A 19,967-nucleotide genomic window follows, 5' to 3' on the forward strand; every position below is an offset into this window, starting at 1 on the left:
GGGCAGCGGTGATCACTCCGCTGCCCCCGTGTCGCGCCCGTGCGGTGACCGTCCGTCAGGCGGCGATCCCCGTCGACTCCGCGCCCGCCACCGCGGTCGGCGGAAGCACCGCGCCGGTGGACTTCTTGGCGCGCCGCAGCCGGCGTTCCAGCCAGCTCGCGAAGCTGGTGAGGCTGAAGTTCAGCACGATGTAGATGACGGCGACCACGGTGAAGCTGGCGATGGTGTTCGCACCGTAGTACGAACTCATCGGGGAGACCGACGCCAGCAGTTCGGGGAAGGTGAGGATCGCGCCGCCGAGCGCGGTGTCCTTCACGATCACCACCAGCTGGCTGACGATCGCCGGGAGCATCGCGGTGACCGCCTGCGGCAGCAGGACCGACGTCATGATCTGGGTCTTGCGCAGACCGATGGCCTGACCGGCCTCCGCCTGCCCCTTGGGCAGGGACAGGATGCCCGCCCGGACGATCTCCGCGAGGACCGAGGCGTTGTAGAGGACCAGGCCGGTGACGACGGCGTACAGCGGGCGGTCGTCCGAGCTGACATCGGTGTACTGGGAGAACAGCGCCACCCCGAAGATCATCAGCATCAGCACCGGGATGGCGCGGAAGAACTCCACGATCACGGCGGCCGGCACCCGGATCCAGGCGTGGTCGGAGAGCCGCGCGATACCGAGGACGGCGCCCAGCGGCAGCGCGATGACCATCGACAGGGCGGCGGCGATCAGCGTGTTCTTCAGGCCCGGCAGGATGTACGTGGTCCATGCCTCGGAACCGGCGAAGAACGGCTTCCACTTCTCCCAGTCGAGCTGCCCCTTGTCGTTCAGGCCCTGGTAGACCCACCACACGAGCGCGGCGACCGCGACGACGAACACGATCGAGTAGACGATGTTGCGCCGTTTGGCCCTGGGGCCCTGCGCGTCGTACAGCACCGAGGAGCTCATCGCTTCACCGCCACCTTCTTGCTGACCCAGCCGAGGAGCAGACCGGTCGGCAGCGTCAGGCACACGAAGCCGAACGCGAAGACCGCCGCGGTCAGCAGGAGCTGTGCCTCGTTCTCCAGGATGTCCTTCATCAGCAGCGCCGCCTCGGCCACACCGATCGCGGCGGCCACCGTGGTGTTCTTGGTGAGCGCGATCAGTACGTTGGTGAGCGGGCCGACGACCGAGCGGAACGCCTGCGGCAGCACCACCAGGGTCAGCACCTGGGTGAAGTTCAGCCCGAGCGCGCGGGCCGCCTCCGCCTGGCCGACCGGCACCGTGTTGATGCCGGAGCGCAGCGCCTCGCAGACGAACGCCGAGGTGTAGGCGATCAGTCCGAGCACGGCGAGCCGGAAGTTGATGGTGTCGAAGTTCTCGGAGCCGAGGCGGACACCGAGGGTCTGGTTCAGGCCCAGCGAGGTGAAGAGGATGATCACCGTCAGCGGGATGTTCCGCACGGTGTTGACGTACGCGGTGCCGAAGCCGCGCATGAGCGGGACCGGGCCGACGCGCATGGCGGCCAGCAGGGTGCCCCAGACGAGGGAGCCGACGGCCGAGAGCAGGGTGAGCTGCACGGTCACCCAGAAGGCCCCCAGCAGGTCGTAGCCTTCAAGAAAGTCGAACACGATCTCCCGTGCTTCCGCGTGTGGTGGACCCCGGTGCGCCGCCCGCGAAGGAGCGGCGCACCGGGCGGGCGCTGGCTCAGCTCTTGATGTCGCCGATCTTCGGCGCCTGCTCGTACTGGTAGTTGGCCGGGCCGAAGTTGGCCTTCACGGCCTTCTCCCAGGAACCGTCCGAGACCATCTCCTCGAGAGCCTTGTTGATCTTGGCCTTGAGGTCGCTGCCCTTCTTGACGCCGATGCCGTAGTTCTCGTTGGTCATCTTCAGGCCGCCCAGCTTGAACTTGCCCTTGAACTGGGGCTGGGAGGCGTAACCGGCGAGGATCGAGTCGTCGGTGGTCAGCGCGTCGATCGCCTTGTTCTGCAGACCGTTCAGGCAGGCCGAGTACGTCGGGTACTTCAGCAGGTTCGCCTGCGGGGCCAGCCTCTCCTTGACGTTCTGCGCCGAGGTCGAACCGGTCACGGAACACAGCTTCTTGCTGTTCAGGTCGCTCGCCGACTTGATCGAGGTGTCGTCGGCGCGGAGCAGGACGTCCTGGTGGGCGAGCAGGTACGGGCCGGCGAAGTCGACCTTCTGCTCGCGGGCCGGGGTGATCGAGTAGGTGGCGGCGATGAACTGCACGTCACCGCGGGCCAGCATGGTCTCGCGGTCGGCGCTCTTCGACTCCTTCCACTCGATCTGGTCCTCGTTGTAACCGAGCTTCTTGGCGACGTACTTGGCCACGTCCACGTCGAAGCCGGAGTAGCCCTGCGGCGTCTTCTGGCCGAGGCCCGGCTGGTCGTACTTGATACCGATGGCGATCTTCTTGCCGCCGCCCGACGACCCGCCGTCCTTCTTGTCCGAACCGCACGCGGTCGCCGAGACGGCGAGGGCGAGCACGACGGCCGAGGCGGCGGTGACCTTGCGGAGCTTCATGCTGGACTTCCTTTGCTGAAAGACGCGGGGACCTGGTGCGGAGCCGGGGCCCCGGCGGTGGTCTGGGGTGCCGCGGGGGCAGGAACGGGGGCCGGTGTGACCGGCGGGGACGGACGGCGCGGGTGCCGGCGCGGGCCGGGCGCCGGCCGCGACGTCCGCACCGGGGGCGGCCGGCCGGCGGCGCACCGCCCGGCGGTGGGAGGTACGGGACGCCCGGGGCCGGACCGGCCGCACGGTGACGCGGTGACGCGGTGCTGCGTGTCGCGGTGCTGCGGTGGTACGGACGTCAGTGGTGCAGGATCTTCGAGAGGAAGTCCTTGGCCCGGTCGCTGCGCGGATTGCTGAAGAACTGGTCGGGCGCAGCCTGCTCGATGATCCGGCCGTCCGCCATGAAGACCACCCGGTTGGCAGCCGATCGGGCGAATCCCATCTCATGGGTGACGACGATCATCGTCATACCGTCCCGGGCGAGCTGCTGCATGACCTCCAGCACCTCGTTGATCATCTCGGGGTCCAGCGCGGAGGTCGGCTCGTCGAACAGCATGACCTTCGGCTCCATCGCCAGCGCCCGCGCGATCGCCACGCGCTGCTGCTGGCCGCCGGAGAGCTGCGCCGGGTACTTGTCCGCCTGCGCCCCCACGCCGACCCGGTCCAGCAGGGCCCGCGCCCGCTCCTCGGCCGCCTGCTTGTCCGTGCGGCGGACCTTGACCTGGCCCAGCGTCACGTTCTCCAGCACGGTCTTGTGCGCGAAGAGGTTGAAGGACTGGAAGACCATGCCGACGTCGGCGCGCAGCCGGGCCAGCTCCTTGCCCTCGGGGGGCAGCGGCTTGCCGTCGATCGTGATCGTGCCGGAGTCGATGGTCTCCAGCCGGTTGATGGTGCGGCACAGGGTCGACTTCCCGGACCCGGAGGGCCCGATGACCACGACGACCTCGCCGCGGGAGATCGTCAGCTCGATGTCCTGGAGCACGTGCAACGCGCCGAAGTGCTTGTTGACGCTCTTCAGGACGACCAGATCGCCGGTCGCGGCCACGTCTTCCTTGGCCACCGATACTTCGGTCATCGCTTTCAGGCTCCGTCCTCATCGGTTTCGCAGGACAGTAGCCACGCCGCGCGACCAGCGTCATTACATCTGAGGTACATCTGAGCATCACGATCCGATAGCAATCGGACACGCGTCGTAGCGCGCCCCACGGGGCGCGTACCGGCTGGATAACGACCGGCACCCGCGCCCGGCAGCCCCTTGACGGGGTCCTCGTCCATCGGCGTCACTGCCATGGTGCACCCACGCGCGCGTGCACACCGTTTCGCCGCGACCGACGCGGGACGACATCACGATGAACGGGAGGGGCCGGGTTGAGACTGCTCCTGGTCGAGGACGACAACCACGTCGCGGCCGCGCTGTCCGCCATCCTGGCCCGGCACGGCTTCGACGTCACCCACGCCCGCAGCGGCGAGGAGGCCCTCCAGGCGCTCGTCCCCGAGGGGACCTGCTTCGGCGTGGTCCTGCTCGACCTCGGCCTGCCCGACCAGGACGGCTACGAGGTCTGCGGCAAGATCCGCAAGCGCACCAGCACCCCGGTCATCATGGTCACCGCCCGCGCCGACGTCCGCTCCCGCATCCACGGCCTCAACCTCGGCGCCGACGACTACGTCGTCAAGCCCTACGACACCGGGGAGCTGCTCGCCCGGATCCACGCCGTCAGCCGCCGCACCGCCCACGAGGACACGGGCGGCGGCGGTGAGGGCGACCTGCGGCTCGGCCCGGTCCACATCGAACTGCCCACCCGGCAGGTCAGCGTGGACGGCACGGCCGTCCAGCTCACCCGCAAGGAGTTCGACCTGCTCGCCCTGCTCGCCCAGCGCCCCGGCGTGGTCTTCCGCCGCGAGCAGATCATCAGCGAGGTGTGGCGCACCAGCTGGGAGGGGACCGGCCGCACCCTGGAGGTGCACGTCGCCTCGCTGCGCTCCAAACTGCGGATGCCGGCCCTGATCGAGACCGTCCGCGGCGTCGGCTACCGCCTCGTCGCCCCGGCCGCGTAGCGGGCACCGGTGCGCACCCGGCTGCTGCCGCTGCTGATCGTCCTGATGGCGGCGGTGCTGCTCGCCCTCGGCTTCCCGCTCGCCGTCAGCCTCGCCGCGGGCGAGCAGCAGAAGGCCGTCGTCGACCGCATCGACGACACGGCGCGCTTCGCCGCGCTCGCCCAGTTCGTCACCGACCCGCCCACCGGCTCCCGCCGCACCGTCCCCGACGAGCGCCTGGAGACGCTCAGCCGCGAACTCGCCAGCTACCACGAGGTGTACGGCATCCGGGCCGGTGTCTTCTACCGCACCGGCATGCCCATGGCCAGCGCGCCGGCCGACTGGGCCCTGCCCGCCGGGGGCGAGGTGCGCGAGGCCTTCGACGAGGCCAAGCTGAGCCGCCGCAGCCACGACCCCGCGCAGGTCTGGCCCTGGCAGCACACCCGGCTCGTCGTCGCCTCGCCCGTCATCCGCGACGGCGACGTCGTCGCGGTCGTCGTCACCGACTCGCCGACCGGGCAGACCCGATCGCGGACCCTGCGGGACTGGCTGATCCTCGGCGCGGGCGAGACCGCCGCCATGCTGGTCGCCGTCGGCGCGGCGCTGCGGCTGACCGGCTGGGTGCTGCGTCCGGTACGGGTGCTCGACGCCACCACCCACGACATCGCCACCGGACGGCTCAAGTCCCGGGTGGCGGTGGCCGGTGGTCCGCCGGAGCTCCGACGCCTCGCCCGGTCGTTCAACGAGATGGCCGACCACGTCCAGGACGTGCTGGAGCAGCAGCGCGCCTTCGTCGCCGACGCCTCCCACCAACTGCGCAACCCGCTGGCCGCGCTCCTGCTGCGCATCGAACTGCTCGCCCTCGAACTGCCCGAGGACAACGAGGAGATCGCCTCCGTCCGCACCGAGGGCAAGCGCCTCGCCCAAGTCCTGGACGACCTGCTGGACCTGGCGCTCGCCGAGCACGCCGAGGCCGATCTGCGGCTCATCGACATCGGAGCGCTGACCGGGGAGCGGGTGGCCGCCTGGGCGCCGACCGCCGAGGCCAAGGGGGTGCGGCTGGTGGGGGAGTGTCCGGCCACCACCGCCTGGGCCGACCCGGTGGCGCTGTCCTCCGCGCTGGACGCGGTGATCGACAACGCGGTGAAGTTCACCCCGGCGGGAGAGCGTGTCGACGTGGCGGTCTCCGGCGGCGGCGCCACCTCCACGATCGTCGTCGCCGACCGCGGCCCCGGCCTCACCGACGAGGAACTGGCCCGGGTCGGCGACCGGTTCTGGCGCAGCGGCCGCCACCAGAACATCAAGGGCTCAGGTCTGGGCCTGTCCATCTCCCGCGCGCTGCTCGCCGCTGGCGGCGGCTCCATCGGCTACGCGGCCCACCGCGCCGAGGAGCCGCGCGGACTGAAGGTGACGGTGACCGTACCGAGGACCGAACCGCCCGGCCGGCCCGGTTCCGCAGCGGCGGCGACCTGAGGAGACTCGGGGCTCGCGGCGGAGGCGGACGCGGCCGCGAGCCTCAGGGCTTGACGGATCGGTAGTAGCGCCGGGCGCCCTCGTGCAGCACCAGCGGATCGGTGTAGATCGCGGTGCGCAGATCGACGAGCTGGGCGGAGTGCACATGCGCGCCGATGCGGTCGCGGCTGTCGATCACGGTCCGGGTCAGCCACTCGGTGAGCCGCGGGTCCACGTCCGCGCGGGTCATCAGCAGGTTGGACACGGCGATGGTCGGCACGGTCGCACCGTCCTGGACCGCCGGATACGCCGACTCCGGCATGTTGGTCGCGCGGTAGTAGCGCGTGGCGCCGCCCTCCGCGTGCAGCCGCGCCACCAGACCGGCGTCGATCGGCACGAACCGGAAGGCGAACTTCGAGGCGAGCTGCGTGAGCCCGTCCGTGGGCAGCCCGCCCGACCAGAAGAACGCGTCGATCGCGTGCGTACGCAGCCGTCCGGGGCCGGTGTCGATGCCGTCGGCCACGGGCTCGATGCCGTGCTGCGGATCGATCCCGGCGGCGGCGAGCACCCGGTTCGCGATCAGCCGTACACCCGACTCCGGGGGACCGACCGCGACCCGCTTGCCCCGCAGGTCCGCGACCGAACGTATCGGCGAGTCACGGGCCACCACGAGCTGCACGTAGTCGTCATAGAGCCGGGCCACACCGCGCAGGTCGGACGCGCCCGGACCGTGGTCCAGGACGTACGTCTCCACGGCGTCGGCGGCGGCGATGGTGAAATCGGCCTTGCCGGTCGCCACGCGCGTGACGTTCTCCTGTGAACCGTCGCTGGTGAGCAGCCGCACCTTCAGGTCCGGCATGTCCTTGGCGAACGCGGTGCGCAGCCGTACGCCGTACTCCTGGTAGACACCGCGGGTGGTCCCGGTGCTGAAGGCGATCGTCCCCCGCGGCGGGCCGTCACCCAGCGGCAGCAGCCACCACAGCAGCAGCCCGAGGACCACGGCACCGGCGGCCGCGCCCATGAGGCCCCGGCGCCTGCGGGTGGAGGAGAACAGCTTGGGCATGCGCGCGATCCTGCCAGCCGGGCGCCGCCCTGACCAGGGCCGGTCCGCCGTTCCCGTGGTGCGGGACGGACGCGCGGCGGCGGGGGCGCCCACCGCGCACGCTCGGCGCGGGCGCTGTCACAGGTGCCGGTTAGAGTCGCCGTATGAGTTCCTCGCCCGCCGCCCTCGTCCGACAGTTCCACCGGGCCTTCGGGCTCGACGTCCGCAGCACTCCCGCCCGGGTGCCGCCGCAGCTGGCGGCCCACCGGGGCGAACTGCTCGCCGAGGAGGCGGCCGAGGTCGCCGAGGTCTCCGTCGAGGGACCGCTCGACCACCTGGCGCACGAACTGGCCGACGTGGTCTACGTGGCGTACGGCACCGCCCTGGTGCACGGCATCGACCTCGACGAGGTGATCGCCGAGATCCACCGCGCGAACATGAGCAAGCTGGGCCCCGACGGACAGGTGGCCCGCCGGGCCGACGGCAAGGTGCTCAAGGGGGAGCACTACCGGGCGCCGGACGTCGCGGCCGTCCTGCGCGGCCAGGGCTGGGACCCCGAGGCCACCGACCGGGGCTGACCGGCCGAGCCGAAGCGGGGCCGGACCGCCGGGGACCGGTCGGACCCGGTCGGGCCTGTCGGCCGGCGCGGGCGGCCCGGAGCGGTCCGCCGCGCGCTCAGCGGCGGCGGTGCAGCTCAGCCCGGACCCGTGCCGAGGGGCGCGGGCTCGGCCGCCGCCGGGCCCCCGGTCCCGGTGGCCCCGGAGGCACGCTCGCCGGGCCACGGGCGTACGCACCGCAGCGCCAGCACCAGCGCGAGCCCGCACAGGCTCACCACGTCCTTGAACGCCCGCCGGGTCGACGCCTCGAGGGCCGGGAAGGCGAACCCCGGCGCCTGCGGCATCAGCGCGGCCCAGAACCACGGCGAGCACGCCGCCGAACCGGCGTCGAACACCCCGGCGACCAGCAGCGGCACCACGACCACCAGATAGTGCTCGTAGGACGGCCGGGACACCAGGTACGAGGCGAGCATGAGCATGGCGGCGGTGTCCGCGAGCCGGGCCGGACCGGGGTCCGCGCGCCGCCAGCGCCGCCCGGCGCACACCACCCCGGCCGCGGCGGCCGCGAGCGCCAGCGCCTCGGCCGCCGATCGCGGTACCCCGAGCCGGGGCAGCACCGCGGGCAGGGAACAGTCGAAGGGACGCATCAGCGCGTCACCGCCCCTGAGCAGGAAGGGCAGCGTGCGGGTGAAGAACCCGCCCGTATCCGGCATGACGAGCGCCATGCCCGCGGACAGCGCCAGCGGCAGCGCCACCGTCCAGGCGAGGGCGCGCCACTGCCGGGCCAGGACCAGCAGGAGGGCGACGGGCACCAGCAGCGGTTTCACCGCCACGGAGAGCCCGAGGACCACACCGGCGGCGCCCCAGCGCCCGCGGTCGGCCAGCAGCAGCGCCAGCGGCAGCGCCAGCGCGCCGACCGCCGTCCAGTTGCCGAGGTCGATCAGATGGCCCACCGGTGCCCAGCACAGCACGAGACCGAGCAGCCCCAGCACCGCGAACCGGCTGCGCGACGGCACCCGGAACAGCCGCAGCGCGCACCACCAGCCCGCCGCGACCAGCCCCACGCACACCATGGGAGCGGCGACCCGCAGCACGGCGGCGGGCAGCAGCGCCTGCCCGGCCGCGAACAGCACCGCGCTCGGCAGGTAGAGGAAGCGCCGGTCGCCGTACGGAGCGCCGCCGTGCAGCCACACCTGCCCGGCATGGACGACGAAGGCGTTGTCCATGCCCCCCTGGGCGTCCGTCACCGCAACGTGCGCGGCGCGGGCCGCCAGGACCGCGGCGAGCAGGACGAACCACACCGCACCGGCCGGACGCAGCAGCCAGGCCCGTGGCGCGGCGGCCGGGGCCGGGTCCGGGGCGGAGGTCCGCAGGGCATCACGAAGCTGCATCACTGGACACCTGTCCGGGAGAGGCCGCCACGAGCCGGACGCCCTGGTGGAAACCGGTTCTTCCTGGCGCGACCGGGAGGGACCGATGGGCGTATCCAGGGGTATCCAGGCGTCTGGTGGCCTATGGGTGGGTTCGACTGGATGGGTTCGGCTGGATGGGTTCGGCCCATTCTGGGTCCGCCCTCGCCGTCCCGGGGCCACCGGCCGCGCACACGCCGCTCGTGTCGCGCCGCGCAGCGGCGACGCACAGACCGCGCACGCGCCGCGCAGCGCGCCGTGCGCCCTTCGGCCCGCGCCGCCGGATCGGCCGTCCGGGTGCACTTCCGCGAGCGCCTACCCTTAGGGGCATGAGCAGCATCGACCGGAGCCGAGAAGTGGGCGTCACGCGCAGCTACGAGATCCGCACCTACGGATGCCAGATGAACGTCCACGACTCCGAGCGGCTGGCCGGGCTGCTGGAGGACGCGGGGTACGTGCGGGCGCCCGAGGGGGCGGACGGCGACGCGGACGTCGTCGTCTTCAACACCTGCGCCGTCCGGGAGAACGCCGACAACCGCCTCTACGGCAACCTCGGCCACCTCGCGCCGAAGAAGGCCGGGCGCCCCGGGATGCAGATCGCGGTCGGCGGCTGCCTGGCGCAGAAGGACCGCGACACCATCGTCAAGAAGGCGCCCTGGGTGGACGTCGTCTTCGGCACGCACAACATCGGCAAGCTGCCCGTCCTGCTGGAGCGCGCCCGCGTCCAGGAGGAGGCCCAGGTCGAGATCGCCGAGTCCCTGGAGGCATTCCCCTCCACGCTGCCCACCCGGCGTGAGAGCGCGTACGCGGCCTGGGTGTCCATCTCGGTCGGCTGCAACAACACCTGCACCTTCTGCATCGTCCCCGCGCTGCGCGGCAAGGAGAAGGACCGCCGCCCCGGCGACATCCTCGCCGAGGTCGAGGCCCTGGTCGGCGAGGGCGTCTCCGAGATCACCCTGCTCGGCCAGAACGTCAACGCGTACGGCTCCGACATCGGCGACCGCGAGGCGTTCAGCAAGCTGTTGCGGGCCTGCGGCGCGATCGACGGCCTGGAGCGGGTCCGCTTCACCTCCCCGCACCCGCGCGACTTCACCGACGACGTGATCGCGGCCATGGCCGAGACGCCCAACGTGATGCCGCAGCTGCACATGCCCCTCCAGTCCGGTTCGGACACGGTCCTGAAGGCGATGCGCCGCTCCTACCGCCAGGAGCGCTACCTCGGGATCATCGAGAAGGTGCGCGCCGCCATCCCGCACGCCGCGATCACCACCGACATCATCGTGGGCTTCCCCGGCGAGACCGAGGAGGACTTCGAGCAGACGCTGCACGTGGTGCGCGAGGCGCGGTTCGCGCAGGCGTTCACCTTCCAGTACTCCAAGCGCCCCGGCACCCCGGCCGCCGAGATGGCCGACCAGATCCCCAAGGCGGTCGTCCAGGCGCGCTACGAGCGTCTTGTCGCCCTCCAGGAGGAGATCTCCTGGGAGGAGAACAAGAAGCAGGTCGGCCGCACCCTGGAGCTGATGGTCGCCGAGGGCGAGGGCCGCAAGGACGGCGCCACCCACCGGCTCTCCGGCCGCGCCCCCGACAGCCGCCTGGTCCACTTCACCAAGCCGGACCAGGACGTCCGCCCCGGTGACGTGGTGACGGTCGAGATCACCTACGCGGCCCCGCACCACCTGCTGGCCGAGGGCCCGGTGCTGGACGTGCGCCGCACCCGCGCGGGCGACGCCTGGGAGAAGCGCACCGCCGAGGCGGCCGCCAAGCCCGCCGGTGTGATGCTGGGCCTGCCGAAGATCGGCGTCCCGGAACCGCTGCCGGTCGCCGCGAACAGCGGCTGCGGCTGCGACTGACCCGGAGACCGGCTGCGGGACCGGCCCGGCGGGACGGTCCCGGCGACCGTCCTGACGCGTGGCCCGCCCGGACCGGTTTCGTGACCGGCCGGTCCGGGAGCCGCCCTGGGCGGGATGTGGAATGCGGGATGCGGGCTGGTCCGGGCCGCCTCGGGCGTGTCCGGAGCGCGTCCGGGCGCTCGCGCCCAGGAGTGGGGCGCGAGCCTGTGCCGCGTCGTGTGCGCCGAACGGGAGCGGTTCTGCCCTGCGTCCTGGCCGGGCCCGAGCCGGGCCCTGGCGGCTCCCGGTGCCGTCCGTGGCCGGGCTGCTGCCCGAGTAGGGTCCCGGGATCGGATCGTCCGGTACGGGCAGCGGGAGCGGTGCCGAGCCGTCACGGGCAGGTCACAGCCGGATCGGGGCCGTCCCGAGCCCATCCGTAGCCGGCGGCGGGGACGGCAGTCCGGCGCCCCGGCGCCGCGCGTTACGCTGCCGGGCATGCTTGTCGCCGCCGCAGTCTGCCCCTGTCCGCCCCTCCTCGTCCCCGCGGTCGCGCAGGGAGCCGCGCCCGAGCTGGATGCCGCGCGTGCCGCGTGCACGGACGCGCTGGGCGTGCTCGCCGCCGCCCGGCCCGACCTGCTCGTGGCCGTCGGCCCCGCCGAGCAGTCCGGTCGGGGCCCGCACCCCGAAGGCGCCCGCGGCTCCTTCCGGGGCTTCGGCGTGGACCTCGACGTCCGGCTCGGCCCGGACCGGGGCGAGGGCACGGGCTCCGGCGCGCCCGAGCGCGCGCTGCCGCCGTCGCTCGCCGTCGCCGCGTGGCTGCTGGAGCGGACCGGCTGGTCCGACTGCCCGGTCGAGGGGCTGGGCGTGGGAGAACCCCTGGCGCCCGAGCGGTGCGTCGCGGCCGGCCGCGACCTCGCCGCCCGGTCCGCGCGGGTCGCCCTCCTGGTGATGGGCGACGGCAGCGCCTGCCGCTCGCTCAAGGCGCCGGGGTACCTGGACGAGCGGGCCGAGCCCTTCGACGCGGCGGCCGCCCGCGCGCTCGGCGCGGCGGACGTGACGTCCCTGACCTCGCTCGACGCCGAGCTGGCGTACGCGCTCAAGGTGTCCGGCCGGGCCCCGTGGCAGGTGCTCGCGGGCGCGGCGCAGGACTCCGGGCTCGCCGGGACGCTGCTGTACGACGAGGCACCGTACGGCGTGGGTTACTTCGTGGCGGCCTGGTCCTGAGCACCCGGCGGTCCTGAGCGACCGCGCCGGCGCGAGCGCGGCGTACGAGGCGCGATAACGCGACAAGGGGGCGCACACGCGGGCGTGCGGTGGGGGCCGGGAGACGTAAGCTCCCGGCCCCCACCGCACGCGCTGTCCGCGCGCTGTCCGCGCGCTGTCCGCGCGCTGTCCGCACACGGTCCACGCATCGTCCGCGCGCTGTTCCGCGTCACGACGCGGGCGGCGGCCCCTGCGGCGGTGTCTGCGGAGGCGGCGTCCGGTCAGTGCCGGAGCCGGAACCCGGGGACGTCCCCGGAGGCTCCTGGGCCGGTGCGGCCGACTCCGGCGTGGGAGCACCGGTGTCCGCGCCGCCCGGGTGGGCGAGCCGGTCCACGGCCTCCTTGGCCTTGCCCGTGCCCGCGTGGATCTTGTCGCTGTACTTGCCCTTGGTCTTCTCGTCGACCATCTTCGCGGCCTTGTCGAGCCCCTGCTCGATCGAGCCCCCGTGCCGCTGCGCGAGGTCCGACACCTTGTCCCTGGCCGGGCCGAGCCTGGCCCTCACGTTGTCCAGCAGACCCATGGTTCACCTTCCCTGACGGGGCAGTTACCTGCGGACGCCCTCGCCGGCCGTGTGCTCGACCGCCTCGTCGGCGGACTGCTGCCCGGGGATGTCGACGGCTTCGGCGGCGGCGTCCGCGGCTCCCTCTTCGGCAGCGCTCCCGGATCCGGCGTCCGGTGTCCGCGCCGTCGCCGTGTCCGCCGGCTCCGCCATGCCGTCCGCGCTGCTGCCGCCGCTCTTGTCGGCCGCGTCGCCGTCCGTCCCGGGGGCGGCTTGCGCCGCCTGGGCCGCGTCGGCAGGCTCCGCCGCGGACGACGTCTCCTCAGTGGCCTTCGACCTCCGGAAAAGTCGCGCAAAAACGCCCATGTCAACTCCATACGTTACTCGTGCGGGCGGCATCCCGCGTAGCCCGGTGTTCCGCTCGCGGCGCCCCGTACCGCCGCCCGCCGGCGTCCGGCCGCGGGAACCTCGCAACGGGCAACGACCCGGCGCGCACGCCGTCACGTAACTCGTTCGAGGCGCCCGCCGGAGGTTTGCGAGACTGGTGCCGTGAGCAGCGCACCCCCCGCCCCCCGCGTCATCGCCGTCGTCGGCCCCACCGCGGCCGGAAAGTCCGATCTGGGCGTTTTCCTGGCCCAACGCCTCGGCGGTGAGGTCGTCAACGCCGACTCCATGCAGCTCTACCGAGGGATGGACATCGGCACGGCCAAACTGACGCCCGAGGAGCGCGGCGGTGTGCCGCACCACCTGCTGGACGTCTGGGACGTGACCGTCACCGCCTCCGTCGCCGAGTACCAGCGGCTCGCCCGGGAGCGCATCGACGCCCTGCTCGCCGAGGGGCGCTGGCCGGTCCTGGTCGGCGGCTCCGGGCTCTATGTGCGCGGGGCCGTCGACGACCTCAGGTTCCCCGGTACCGACCCCGTGGTGCGGGCCCGGCTGGAGGAGGAGCTGACGCTGCGCGGCTCCGGCGCGCTGCACGCACGGCTCGCCGCCGCCGATCCGGAGGCCGCGCGCGCCATCCTGCCGGGCAACGGCCGCCGCATCGTCCGCGCGCTGGAGGTGATCGAGATCACCGGTCAGCCCTTCACGGCCAATCTGCCCGGCCACGACTCCGTCTACGACACGGTGCAGATCGGGGTCGATGTCGCGCGCCCCGAGCTGGACGAGCGCATCGCGCGCCGGGTCGACCGGATGTGGGAGGCGGGGCTCGTGGAGGAGGTGCGCGCGCTGGAGGCGCACGGCCTGCGCTCCGGGCGTACGGCGTCCCGGGCGCTCGGCTACCAGCAGGTGCTCACGGCGCTCGCGGGGGAGTGCACGCTCGACGAGGCGCGCACGGAGACCGTGCGCGCCACCAAGCGCTTCGCGCGCCGTCAGGACTCCTGGTTCCGGCGCGACCCGCGCGTGCACTGGCTGAGCGGAGCCGCCGCGGACCTCGCGGAACTTCCGGACCTGGCGCTGGCGTTGGTGGAACGACCGGTTACAGCCTGATCACGTGATGGCATCGGGAAGCCCAGGCCGTCATCCGGGCCTGCGGCGCCGTGCCATCATCGAGCTCTGATCGACAAGTGAGTCCTAGTTGGGAGGGCGCGTGGCGATGGAGGCCGGCCCTCGCGACACCGCACAAGGCACCGAGAGCATCACCGTGCAGGGCACCGATCCGGAGCCCGAGGAGGACTCGCTGAGCCCCGACGGCCCCGACGAGTCCGAGGGCGGGGTGACCGCCGACGGACCGGAGCCCGAGGAGATGTTCGCCGGGCCCGAGGTGGAGGTCGAGCTGCGCCCGCAGCGGCGGCTGCGCATCTGGCAGCTCGCGCCCATCGTGGGCCTGGCGGCGGTCGGCTCCCTGATGTTCGCCTTCCCGCTGGCCTTCGACGGCGACAGCGGTGCGATGATCGCCATGCTGGGGCTGCTGATCTGCTTCTGCGCGGCCGGCTGGGGCACGATGGCCGCCCGCCGTGTCGGCTACACCTGGCCGGGACTGCCGCCGCGCGGCTCGGGACGGCGGCCCGCCTGGCGGCTCGTCGCCGCGTACGTCCTGCTCGTGGCCGTGGTCGTCGTCCTCGCCGTCTGGCGGGTCGCGAAGCTCCGCTGAGCGGCCCCGCGAGGACGAGGCTGCGCTGAGCGGCCCCGCAAGGACGAGGCTGCGCCGAGCGGCCCCGCGAGGATGTCGGACCCACCCCGTACGATCGAGGCATGAGCACCGGTATCGCCTTCCTCAAGGGTCACGGCACGGAGAACGACTTCGTGATCGTCCCCGACCCGGAGAACGCCGTGGAGCTGTCCCCGGCAGCCGTCGCCGCCCTGTGCGACCGCCGCGCGGGCATCGGCGGGGACGGCGTGCTGCACGTCGTGCGCTCGGCCGCGCACCCGGAGGCCCGCGCGATGGCCGCCGACGCCGAGTGGTTCATGGACTACCGCAACGGCGACGGCTCGGTCGCCGAGATGTGCGGCAACGGCGTACGGGTGTTCGCGCGCTACCTCCGGCACGCCGGGCTCGTGGCCGAGGGCGACCTCGCCGTCGCGACCCGGGGCGGTGTGAAGAGCGTGCATATCGCCAAGGACGGCGACATCACCGTCGGCATGGGCAGGGCCCGGCTCCCCGAGGGCGACGTCGCGGTGAGTGTCGGCACCCATGTGTGGCCCGCGCGCAACGTCAACATGGGAAACCCGCACGCGGTCGCCTTCGTCGACGACCTGGCGGACGCCGGTGACCTGCTCTCCGCGCCGCCGTTCCACCCGGCCGCCGCCTACCCGGACGGGGTAAACGTCGAGTTCGTCGCCGACCGCGGCCCCGGTCACGTCGCCGTGCGCGTGCACGAGCGCGGATCCGGCGAGACCCGCTCGTGCGGCACGGGCGCGTGCGCCGTCGCCGTGGCGGCGGCCCGCCGCGACGGCGCCGACCCGGCCGTCACCGGCACCCCGGTGACGTACCGGGTCGATGTGCTCGGCGGCACCCTCGTCATCACCGAGCGGGCGGACGGGGAGATCGAGATGACCGGCCCCGCGGTGATCGTCGCCGAGGGTGAGATCGACCGGGAATGGCTGGAAACAGCGGCCGGTTGACTGCGGGACCGCCCGGACATCGCAGGCCGCAAGCCGTCGCGACCGGCCAGGATCCACGTCGTCGGGACCGGTGCGGGCGGGAATCCACGGCCGCTCGTCTGTCCCGTGACCGAAAACCGTAAACCTGACACGCCGTCGCTCGATGGGGTGATCCGTTTCACGCTCTCCGAGAGCCGGTCGGCTCGGTGTGCTGGGCTCGGTAGCATCAAGCACCGGCCCGGACGGGGGATCCGACGCCAACCCCTGAGCCGCGTACGCCCTGGGGCACCCCCGTCCACCGGTCGAGACAGCCGGAGGTGCCCATGAGTGCGGATGCCACAAACCCTGCGGCCCCGGGCCCGGTGGCGCCGTCGGCGCCCCGGCGCAGAGCCCGCCCGCGGATCGACCTGCGCCGCCTGGGCCGGGCCGCCCTGCTCGGCCCCACCGCCCGGGACCGGCTCCCGGACGCCATCGGCCATGTCGCCGAGGCGCACCGCGCCCACTTCCCCGACGCCGATCTCGAACCGCTGCGCCGCGCCTACCTGCTGGCCGAGTCCTCGCACCGCGGCCAGATGCGCAAGAGCGGCGAGCCGTACATCACGCACCCGCTCGCCGTCACCCTCATCCTCGCCGAACTCGGCGCCGAGACCACCACGTTGACGGCCTCCCTGCTGCACGACACGGTCGAGGACACCGAGGTGACCCTCGACCAGGTGGGCGAGGAGTTCGGCGCGGAGGTCCGCTACCTCGTCGACGGCGTCACCAAACTGGAGAAGGTCGACTACGGCGCCGCCGCCGAACCGGAGACCTTCCGCAAGATGCTCGTCGCCACCGGCAACGACGTGCGGGTGATGTCCATCAAGCTCGCCGACCGGCTGCACAACATGCGCACGCTCGGCGTCATGCGCCCCGAGAAACAGGCCCGCATCGCCAAGGTGACCCGGGACGTGCTCATCCCGCTCGCCGAACGCCTCGGAGTGCAGGCGCTCAAGACCGAGCTGGAGGACCTGGTCTTCGCCATCCTCCACCCCGAGGAGTACGCGCACACCCGCGAGCTGATCGCACAGAACGCGAGCCGCCCGCACGACCCGCTCACCGAGGTCGCCGAACAGGTGCGCGGCGTGCTGCGCGAGGCCGGCATCCCCGCCGAAGTCCTCGTCCGGCCACGGCACTTCGTCTCCCTGCACCGGGCGTCCCGCAAACGCGGCCGGCTGCGCGGCTGCGACTTCGGCCGGCTGCTGGTGCTGGTCCACGAGGACGCCGACTGCTACGCCGTCCTCGGTGAACTGCACACCTGTATGACGCCGGTCGTCTCGGAGTTCAAGGACTTCATCGCCGTCCCCAAGTTCAACCTGTACCAGTCGCTGCACACCGCGGTCGCCCTGCCCGCGGCCCGGCCGGACGCGCCCGAGGACGCGCAGGCGGACGGCCAGATCGTCGAGGTCCTCATCCGCACCCACCAGATGCACAAGACCGCCGAGGCCGGGGTCGTCGCGCTCGGCAACCCCTACGCCCCGCCCGCCGAGGACCCGGCGGCGGGCGACGGCGAGCGCGTCGACCCGACCCGGCCCGGCTGGCTCTCCCGCCTGCTCGACTGGCAGCAGGCGGCGCCCGACCCGGACACCTTCTGGTCCACCCTGCGCGAGGACCTCGCCCAGGACCGCGAGATCACCGTCTTCCGCCCCGGCGGCGGCACCCTCGGCCTGCCCGCCGGGGCCAGCTGCATCGACGCCGCCTACGCCCAGTACGGCGAGGACGCGCACGCGTGCATCGGCGCCCGCGTCAACGGCCGCCTGGCCCGGCTGAGCACCGTCCTGAAGGACGGCGACACCGTCCAGCTCCTGATGGGCCAGGACCCCGCCTCCGAGCCGTCCAGGGAGTGGCTGGAGCACGCCCGTACGCCCGCCGCGCGCATCGCCATCCAGCGGTGGCTCACCGCACACCCCGCCCCGGCCGACGACGCGCCCGAGACCCGCGAGGACGCCCCCGACGCGCACCCGGTCTCCTCGGCGGTCCCCGTCGGCTCGCCCGACACCCCCGCGGGCCGTCCCGGCCCGGCGGCGGCCGTGGCCGCCGACCGGCCCGGCGCCACCGTACGGCTCGCGGGCTGCTGCACCCCCGTGCCGCCCGACCGCATCACCGCCTTCGCCGTGCGCGGGGGAGCGGTGACCGTGCACCGCGTCGAGTGCGCGGCGGTCGTGCGGATGAAGAGCACGGGGCGCGCGGAGATCGACGTGCGCTGGGGCGACAACGCCGCGTGCCGGGTCACCCTGCTCGCCGAATCGTTCGGCCGCCCCCATCTGCTGGCCGATCTGACCGAGGCCATCGCTCTGGAGGGCGTCGAGATCGTCTCGGCCACCGTCGCCCCGCCGGCCCAGCAGCGCGTCCACCACACGTACACCCTGCAACTGCCCGACGCCGCGCGCCTGCCCGCCCTGATGCGGGCGATGCGCAACGTGCCCGGCGTGTACGACGTGAGCCGCGCCCGGTAGCGCCCGCGTGGGGCCGGCGCAGAGGCCGCCGCTCCGGCGCGCACGCCCGCGCGCACCCCGCTCCCGCGACACCGCGCGCTCCCGAGGGCCCCGTTCGGGTGGGCCGGGCGCGCGCCGCCGCCGTGGCGGGCCCGCGCGCTGATAGCCGTGGTGCATGCCGCGCACCCTCCGATCCCGCCTCCCGCGCCGTCGCAGGGCCCTCACCGGGACCCTCCTCGCGTCCGCCGTCTCCGTCTGCCTGCTCGCCGCGAGCGCACCGCCCGCCGCGCTCGGCCTCGGTGACCGGCTCTACCCGACCCTGGGCAACCCCGGGTACGACGTGACGTCGTACGACCTCTCCCTCGCCTACTCCGGCGACAACGGCAAGCCGCTGCGTGCCGTCACCACCATCGACGCCCGGACGACCCGGGACCTGGACCGCATCAACCTCGACTTCACCCACGGCACGGTCGACTCCGTGCAGGTCGACGGATTGCCCGCCGACTTCGCCAGTGCCGGGGAGGACCTGGTGGTCACCCCGCGGGTCCCGCTGCCCGAGCAGAGCTGGGTCCGCGTCACGGTGCACCACACCAGCGACCCGGTGTCCGAGAAGGGCCGCGACGGCGGCTGGGTGCGCACCGCGGACGGCCTCGCCATGGCCAACCAGGCGGACGCCGCCCACCTGGTGTTCCCGTGCAACGACCACCCCTCCGACAAGGCGATGTACACCTTCCACATCACCGCCCCCGAGGGATACACGGCGGTCGCCAACGGTCTGCCGGCCGGGGTGACCCGCACCGGCGGCTCGGCCACCTGGACGTACCGCACCCGGCACCCCATGGCCACCGAGCTGGCGCAGGTCTCCATCGGGCGCTCGGCCGTGCTGCGCCGCACCGGACCGCACGGCCTGCCCGTGCGCGACGTCGTGCCCGCCGCCGACGCCAAGGCGCTCGAACCGTGGCTGGCCAGGACGCCCGGCCAGATCGCCTGGATGGAGAGCAAGGTCGGGCCGTACCCCTTCGAGACGTACGGCCTGCTGATGGCGTCCGCCACCACCGGCTTCGAGCTGGAGACGCAGACCCTCTCCCTCTTCGAGAAGGAGCTGTTCACCGACCCCGCCTGGCCCCAGTGGTACGTCGAGTCGGTCATGGTGCACGAGCTGTCCCACCAGTGGTTCGGCGACAGCGTCAGCCCCCGCTCCTGGTCGGACCTCTGGCTCAACGAGGGCCACGCGACCTGGTACGAGGCGCTGTACGCCGACGAGACGGCGCACAAGTCCATGGACGCGCGCATGAAGGCCGCCTACGGCGCCTCCGACGGCTGGCGCGCGGCCGGCGGCCCGCCCGCGCTGCCCAAGCCGCCCAAGGCAGGGCAGAAGGTCGGCATCTTCCGCGCGAACGTCTACGACGGCGCCGCCCTGGTGCTCTACGCGCTGCGCCAGGAGATCGGCAAGGACGCCTTCGAGCGCGTGGAGCGCTCCTGGGTGCGTGACCACCGGGACTCCACGGCTGCCACGGCCGACTTCGAGCACCTGGCCTCCACCGTCGCCGGACGCGATCTGAGCGGCTTCTTCCAGGCGTGGCTGTACGGCGAGAAGACCCCGCCCATGCCCGGTCACCCGGACTGGAAGCAGGCGCCGCCGCCCGCGGCGGACAAGGCGGGCCGGACCGTGAAGGCGGCGGCGTCCGCGCGGCCGGCCGGGGCGGGGACGGCCCGGGGCTGAGCGGGCGGACGGGGCGCGAATAACGCCGTGACGAGACGGGCCGTGCCGTGCGACCATCGTCGGGTCGGCGCGGCGCGGTGCACGGGAATCTCCCCGGGTATCCGTGCGTTGTCACGGATGACGGAAGGACTGCGGCAGGAGTG

18 protein-coding genes are annotated in these 19,967 nt (G+C 73.2%); 10 read left to right on the forward strand and 8 right to left on the reverse strand.

All coding sequences use genetic code 11. From position 1 onward, the window contains the following. Positions 1-55: 55 nt before the first annotated feature. The 4 genes from R4Z62_RS25255 to R4Z62_RS25270 all read right to left on the reverse strand — a co-directional run bounded on the left by R4Z62_RS25255 (position 56) and on the right by R4Z62_RS25270 (position 3,578). Positions 56-943, reverse strand: coding sequence for an amino acid ABC transporter permease (locus R4Z62_RS25255; protein WP_064535598.1), 888 nt, complete (start codon positions 941-943; stop codon positions 56-58). Continuing rightward, positions 940-1,605: an amino acid ABC transporter permease gene (locus R4Z62_RS25260; RefSeq protein WP_018564716.1), complete on the reverse strand. Its 666-nt coding sequence runs from the start codon at positions 1,603-1,605 to the stop codon at positions 940-942. The genes R4Z62_RS25255 and R4Z62_RS25260 overlap by 4 nt, the downstream gene beginning before the upstream one ends. 76 nt (positions 1,606-1,681) lie before the next feature. Continuing rightward, the gene (locus R4Z62_RS25265; protein WP_491520960.1) at positions 1,682-2,515 is read right to left on the reverse strand and encodes a glutamate ABC transporter substrate-binding protein; all 834 of its coding nucleotides are present in this window, start codon (positions 2,513-2,515) and stop codon (positions 1,682-1,684) included. Between the two features lie 286 nt (positions 2,516-2,801). Continuing rightward, on the reverse strand, positions 2,802-3,578 hold the full coding sequence (locus tag R4Z62_RS25270; protein ID WP_018564714.1) for an amino acid ABC transporter ATP-binding protein: 777 nt from the start codon (positions 3,576-3,578) through the stop codon (positions 2,802-2,804). Between the two features lie 293 nt (positions 3,579-3,871). Between R4Z62_RS25270 and R4Z62_RS25275 the strand changes: the two genes are divergently transcribed. Continuing rightward, positions 3,872-4,558 (forward strand): response regulator transcription factor, encoded by a 687-nt coding sequence (locus R4Z62_RS25275; RefSeq protein ID WP_018564713.1) that lies wholly within the window; start codon positions 3,872-3,874, stop codon positions 4,556-4,558. Positions 4,559-4,567: 9 nt separating this feature from the next. Next, complete coding sequence (locus tag R4Z62_RS25280; protein ID WP_491520961.1) at positions 4,568-6,010, forward strand: sensor histidine kinase; 1,443 nt, start codon at positions 4,568-4,570, stop codon at positions 6,008-6,010. Between the two features lie 43 nt (positions 6,011-6,053). Here R4Z62_RS25280 and R4Z62_RS25285 read toward each other — a convergent pair whose 3' ends face one another. After that, entirely contained in the window at positions 6,054-7,052 is a 999-nt protein-coding gene (locus R4Z62_RS25285; RefSeq protein WP_491520962.1) for a TAXI family TRAP transporter solute-binding subunit, read from the reverse strand. A gap of 143 nt (positions 7,053-7,195) precedes the next feature. Here R4Z62_RS25285 and R4Z62_RS25290 point away from each other — a divergent pair, with 143 nt between their 5' ends. Then, complete coding sequence (locus R4Z62_RS25290; protein WP_491520963.1) at positions 7,196-7,609, forward strand: pyrophosphohydrolase domain-containing protein; 414 nt, start codon at positions 7,196-7,198, stop codon at positions 7,607-7,609. A 116-nt stretch (positions 7,610-7,725) separates the two neighbouring features. Here R4Z62_RS25290 and R4Z62_RS25295 read toward each other — a convergent pair whose 3' ends face one another. Continuing rightward, positions 7,726-8,979 (reverse strand): glycosyltransferase family 87 protein, encoded by a 1,254-nt coding sequence (locus tag R4Z62_RS25295; protein WP_491520964.1) that lies wholly within the window; start codon positions 8,977-8,979, stop codon positions 7,726-7,728. 347 nt (positions 8,980-9,326) lie between these two features. Here R4Z62_RS25295 and miaB point away from each other — a divergent pair, with 347 nt between their 5' ends. Then, on the forward strand, positions 9,327-10,847 hold the full coding sequence (gene miaB, locus R4Z62_RS25300) for a tRNA (N6-isopentenyl adenosine(37)-C2)-methylthiotransferase MiaB (RefSeq protein ID WP_385488759.1): 1,521 nt from the start codon (positions 9,327-9,329) through the stop codon (positions 10,845-10,847). A 474-nt stretch (positions 10,848-11,321) separates the two neighbouring features. Then, complete coding sequence (locus tag R4Z62_RS25305) at positions 11,322-12,050, forward strand: class III extradiol dioxygenase subunit B-like domain-containing protein (protein WP_064535605.1); 729 nt, start codon at positions 11,322-11,324, stop codon at positions 12,048-12,050. A gap of 208 nt (positions 12,051-12,258) precedes the next feature. On the opposite strand, the gene R4Z62_RS25310 is transcribed toward R4Z62_RS25305, so the two are convergent. Continuing rightward, positions 12,259-12,609, reverse strand: coding sequence for an antitoxin (locus R4Z62_RS25310; protein ID WP_064535606.1), 351 nt, complete (start codon positions 12,607-12,609; stop codon positions 12,259-12,261). 24 nt (positions 12,610-12,633) lie between these two features. Beyond that, the gene (locus R4Z62_RS25315) at positions 12,634-12,954 is read right to left on the reverse strand and encodes a hypothetical protein (protein ID WP_491520965.1); all 321 of its coding nucleotides are present in this window, start codon (positions 12,952-12,954) and stop codon (positions 12,634-12,636) included. Between the two features lie 183 nt (positions 12,955-13,137). On the opposite strand from R4Z62_RS25315, the gene miaA reads away from it, so the two are divergent. From miaA to R4Z62_RS25340, 5 genes are all read left to right on the forward strand, one after another. Beyond that, entirely contained in the window at positions 13,138-14,076 is a 939-nt protein-coding gene (gene miaA / locus R4Z62_RS25320) for a tRNA (adenosine(37)-N6)-dimethylallyltransferase MiaA (protein ID WP_491520966.1), read from the forward strand. 106 nt (positions 14,077-14,182) lie between these two features. Further along, positions 14,183-14,680, forward strand: a complete 498-nt coding sequence (locus tag R4Z62_RS25325) for a hypothetical protein (protein ID WP_018564703.1) — start codon at positions 14,183-14,185, stop codon at positions 14,678-14,680. A 101-nt stretch (positions 14,681-14,781) separates the two neighbouring features. Continuing rightward, entirely contained in the window at positions 14,782-15,651 is an 870-nt protein-coding gene (gene dapF, locus R4Z62_RS25330; protein ID WP_491520967.1) for a diaminopimelate epimerase, read from the forward strand. 302 nt (positions 15,652-15,953) lie between these two features. Beyond that, entirely contained in the window at positions 15,954-18,122 is a 2,169-nt protein-coding gene (locus tag R4Z62_RS25335) for a RelA/SpoT family protein (RefSeq protein ID WP_491520968.1), read from the forward strand. 154 nt (positions 18,123-18,276) lie between these two features. Beyond that, the gene (locus R4Z62_RS25340; RefSeq protein WP_355480102.1) at positions 18,277-19,824 is read left to right on the forward strand and encodes a M1 family metallopeptidase; all 1,548 of its coding nucleotides are present in this window, start codon (positions 18,277-18,279) and stop codon (positions 19,822-19,824) included. The last annotated feature ends 143 nt before the right edge of the window (positions 19,825-19,967 follow it).

Source organism: Streptomyces sp. PL-25, assembly GCF_058344915.1.

What these genes read in the sequence shown, in the direction of transcription:
- dapF (WP_491520967.1), top strand. Translation starts at nt 14,782, where the DNA reads ATGAGCACCGGTATCGCCTTCCTCAAGGGTCACGGCACGGAGAACGAC.
- R4Z62_RS25340 (WP_355480102.1), top strand. Translation starts at nt 18,277, where the DNA reads ATGCCGCGCACCCTCCGATCCCGCCTCCCGCGCCGTCGCAGGGCCCTC.
- R4Z62_RS25310 (WP_064535606.1), bottom strand. Translation starts at nt 12,609, where the DNA reads ATGGGTCTGCTGGACAACGTGAGGGCCAGGCTCGGCCCGGCCAGGGAC.
- R4Z62_RS25285 (WP_491520962.1), bottom strand. Translation starts at nt 7,052, where the DNA reads ATGCCCAAGCTGTTCTCCTCCACCCGCAGGCGCCGGGGCCTCATGGGC.
- R4Z62_RS25270 (WP_018564714.1), bottom strand. Translation starts at nt 3,578, where the DNA reads ATGACCGAAGTATCGGTGGCCAAGGAAGACGTGGCCGCGACCGGCGAT.
- R4Z62_RS25265 (WP_491520960.1), bottom strand. Translation starts at nt 2,515, where the DNA reads ATGAAGCTCCGCAAGGTCACCGCCGCCTCGGCCGTCGTGCTCGCCCTC.
- R4Z62_RS25255 (WP_064535598.1), bottom strand. Translation starts at nt 943, where the DNA reads ATGAGCTCCTCGGTGCTGTACGACGCGCAGGGCCCCAGGGCCAAACGG.
- R4Z62_RS25325 (WP_018564703.1), top strand. Translation starts at nt 14,183, where the DNA reads ATGGAGGCCGGCCCTCGCGACACCGCACAAGGCACCGAGAGCATCACC.
- R4Z62_RS25335 (WP_491520968.1), top strand. Translation starts at nt 15,954, where the DNA reads ATGAGTGCGGATGCCACAAACCCTGCGGCCCCGGGCCCGGTGGCGCCG.
- miaB (WP_385488759.1), top strand. Translation starts at nt 9,327, where the DNA reads ATGAGCAGCATCGACCGGAGCCGAGAAGTGGGCGTCACGCGCAGCTAC.
- R4Z62_RS25315 (WP_491520965.1), bottom strand. Translation starts at nt 12,954, where the DNA reads ATGGGCGTTTTTGCGCGACTTTTCCGGAGGTCGAAGGCCACTGAGGAG.
- R4Z62_RS25290 (WP_491520963.1), top strand. Translation starts at nt 7,196, where the DNA reads ATGAGTTCCTCGCCCGCCGCCCTCGTCCGACAGTTCCACCGGGCCTTC.
- R4Z62_RS25295 (WP_491520964.1), bottom strand. Translation starts at nt 8,979, where the DNA reads ATGCAGCTTCGTGATGCCCTGCGGACCTCCGCCCCGGACCCGGCCCCG.
- R4Z62_RS25305 (WP_064535605.1), top strand. Translation starts at nt 11,322, where the DNA reads ATGCTTGTCGCCGCCGCAGTCTGCCCCTGTCCGCCCCTCCTCGTCCCC.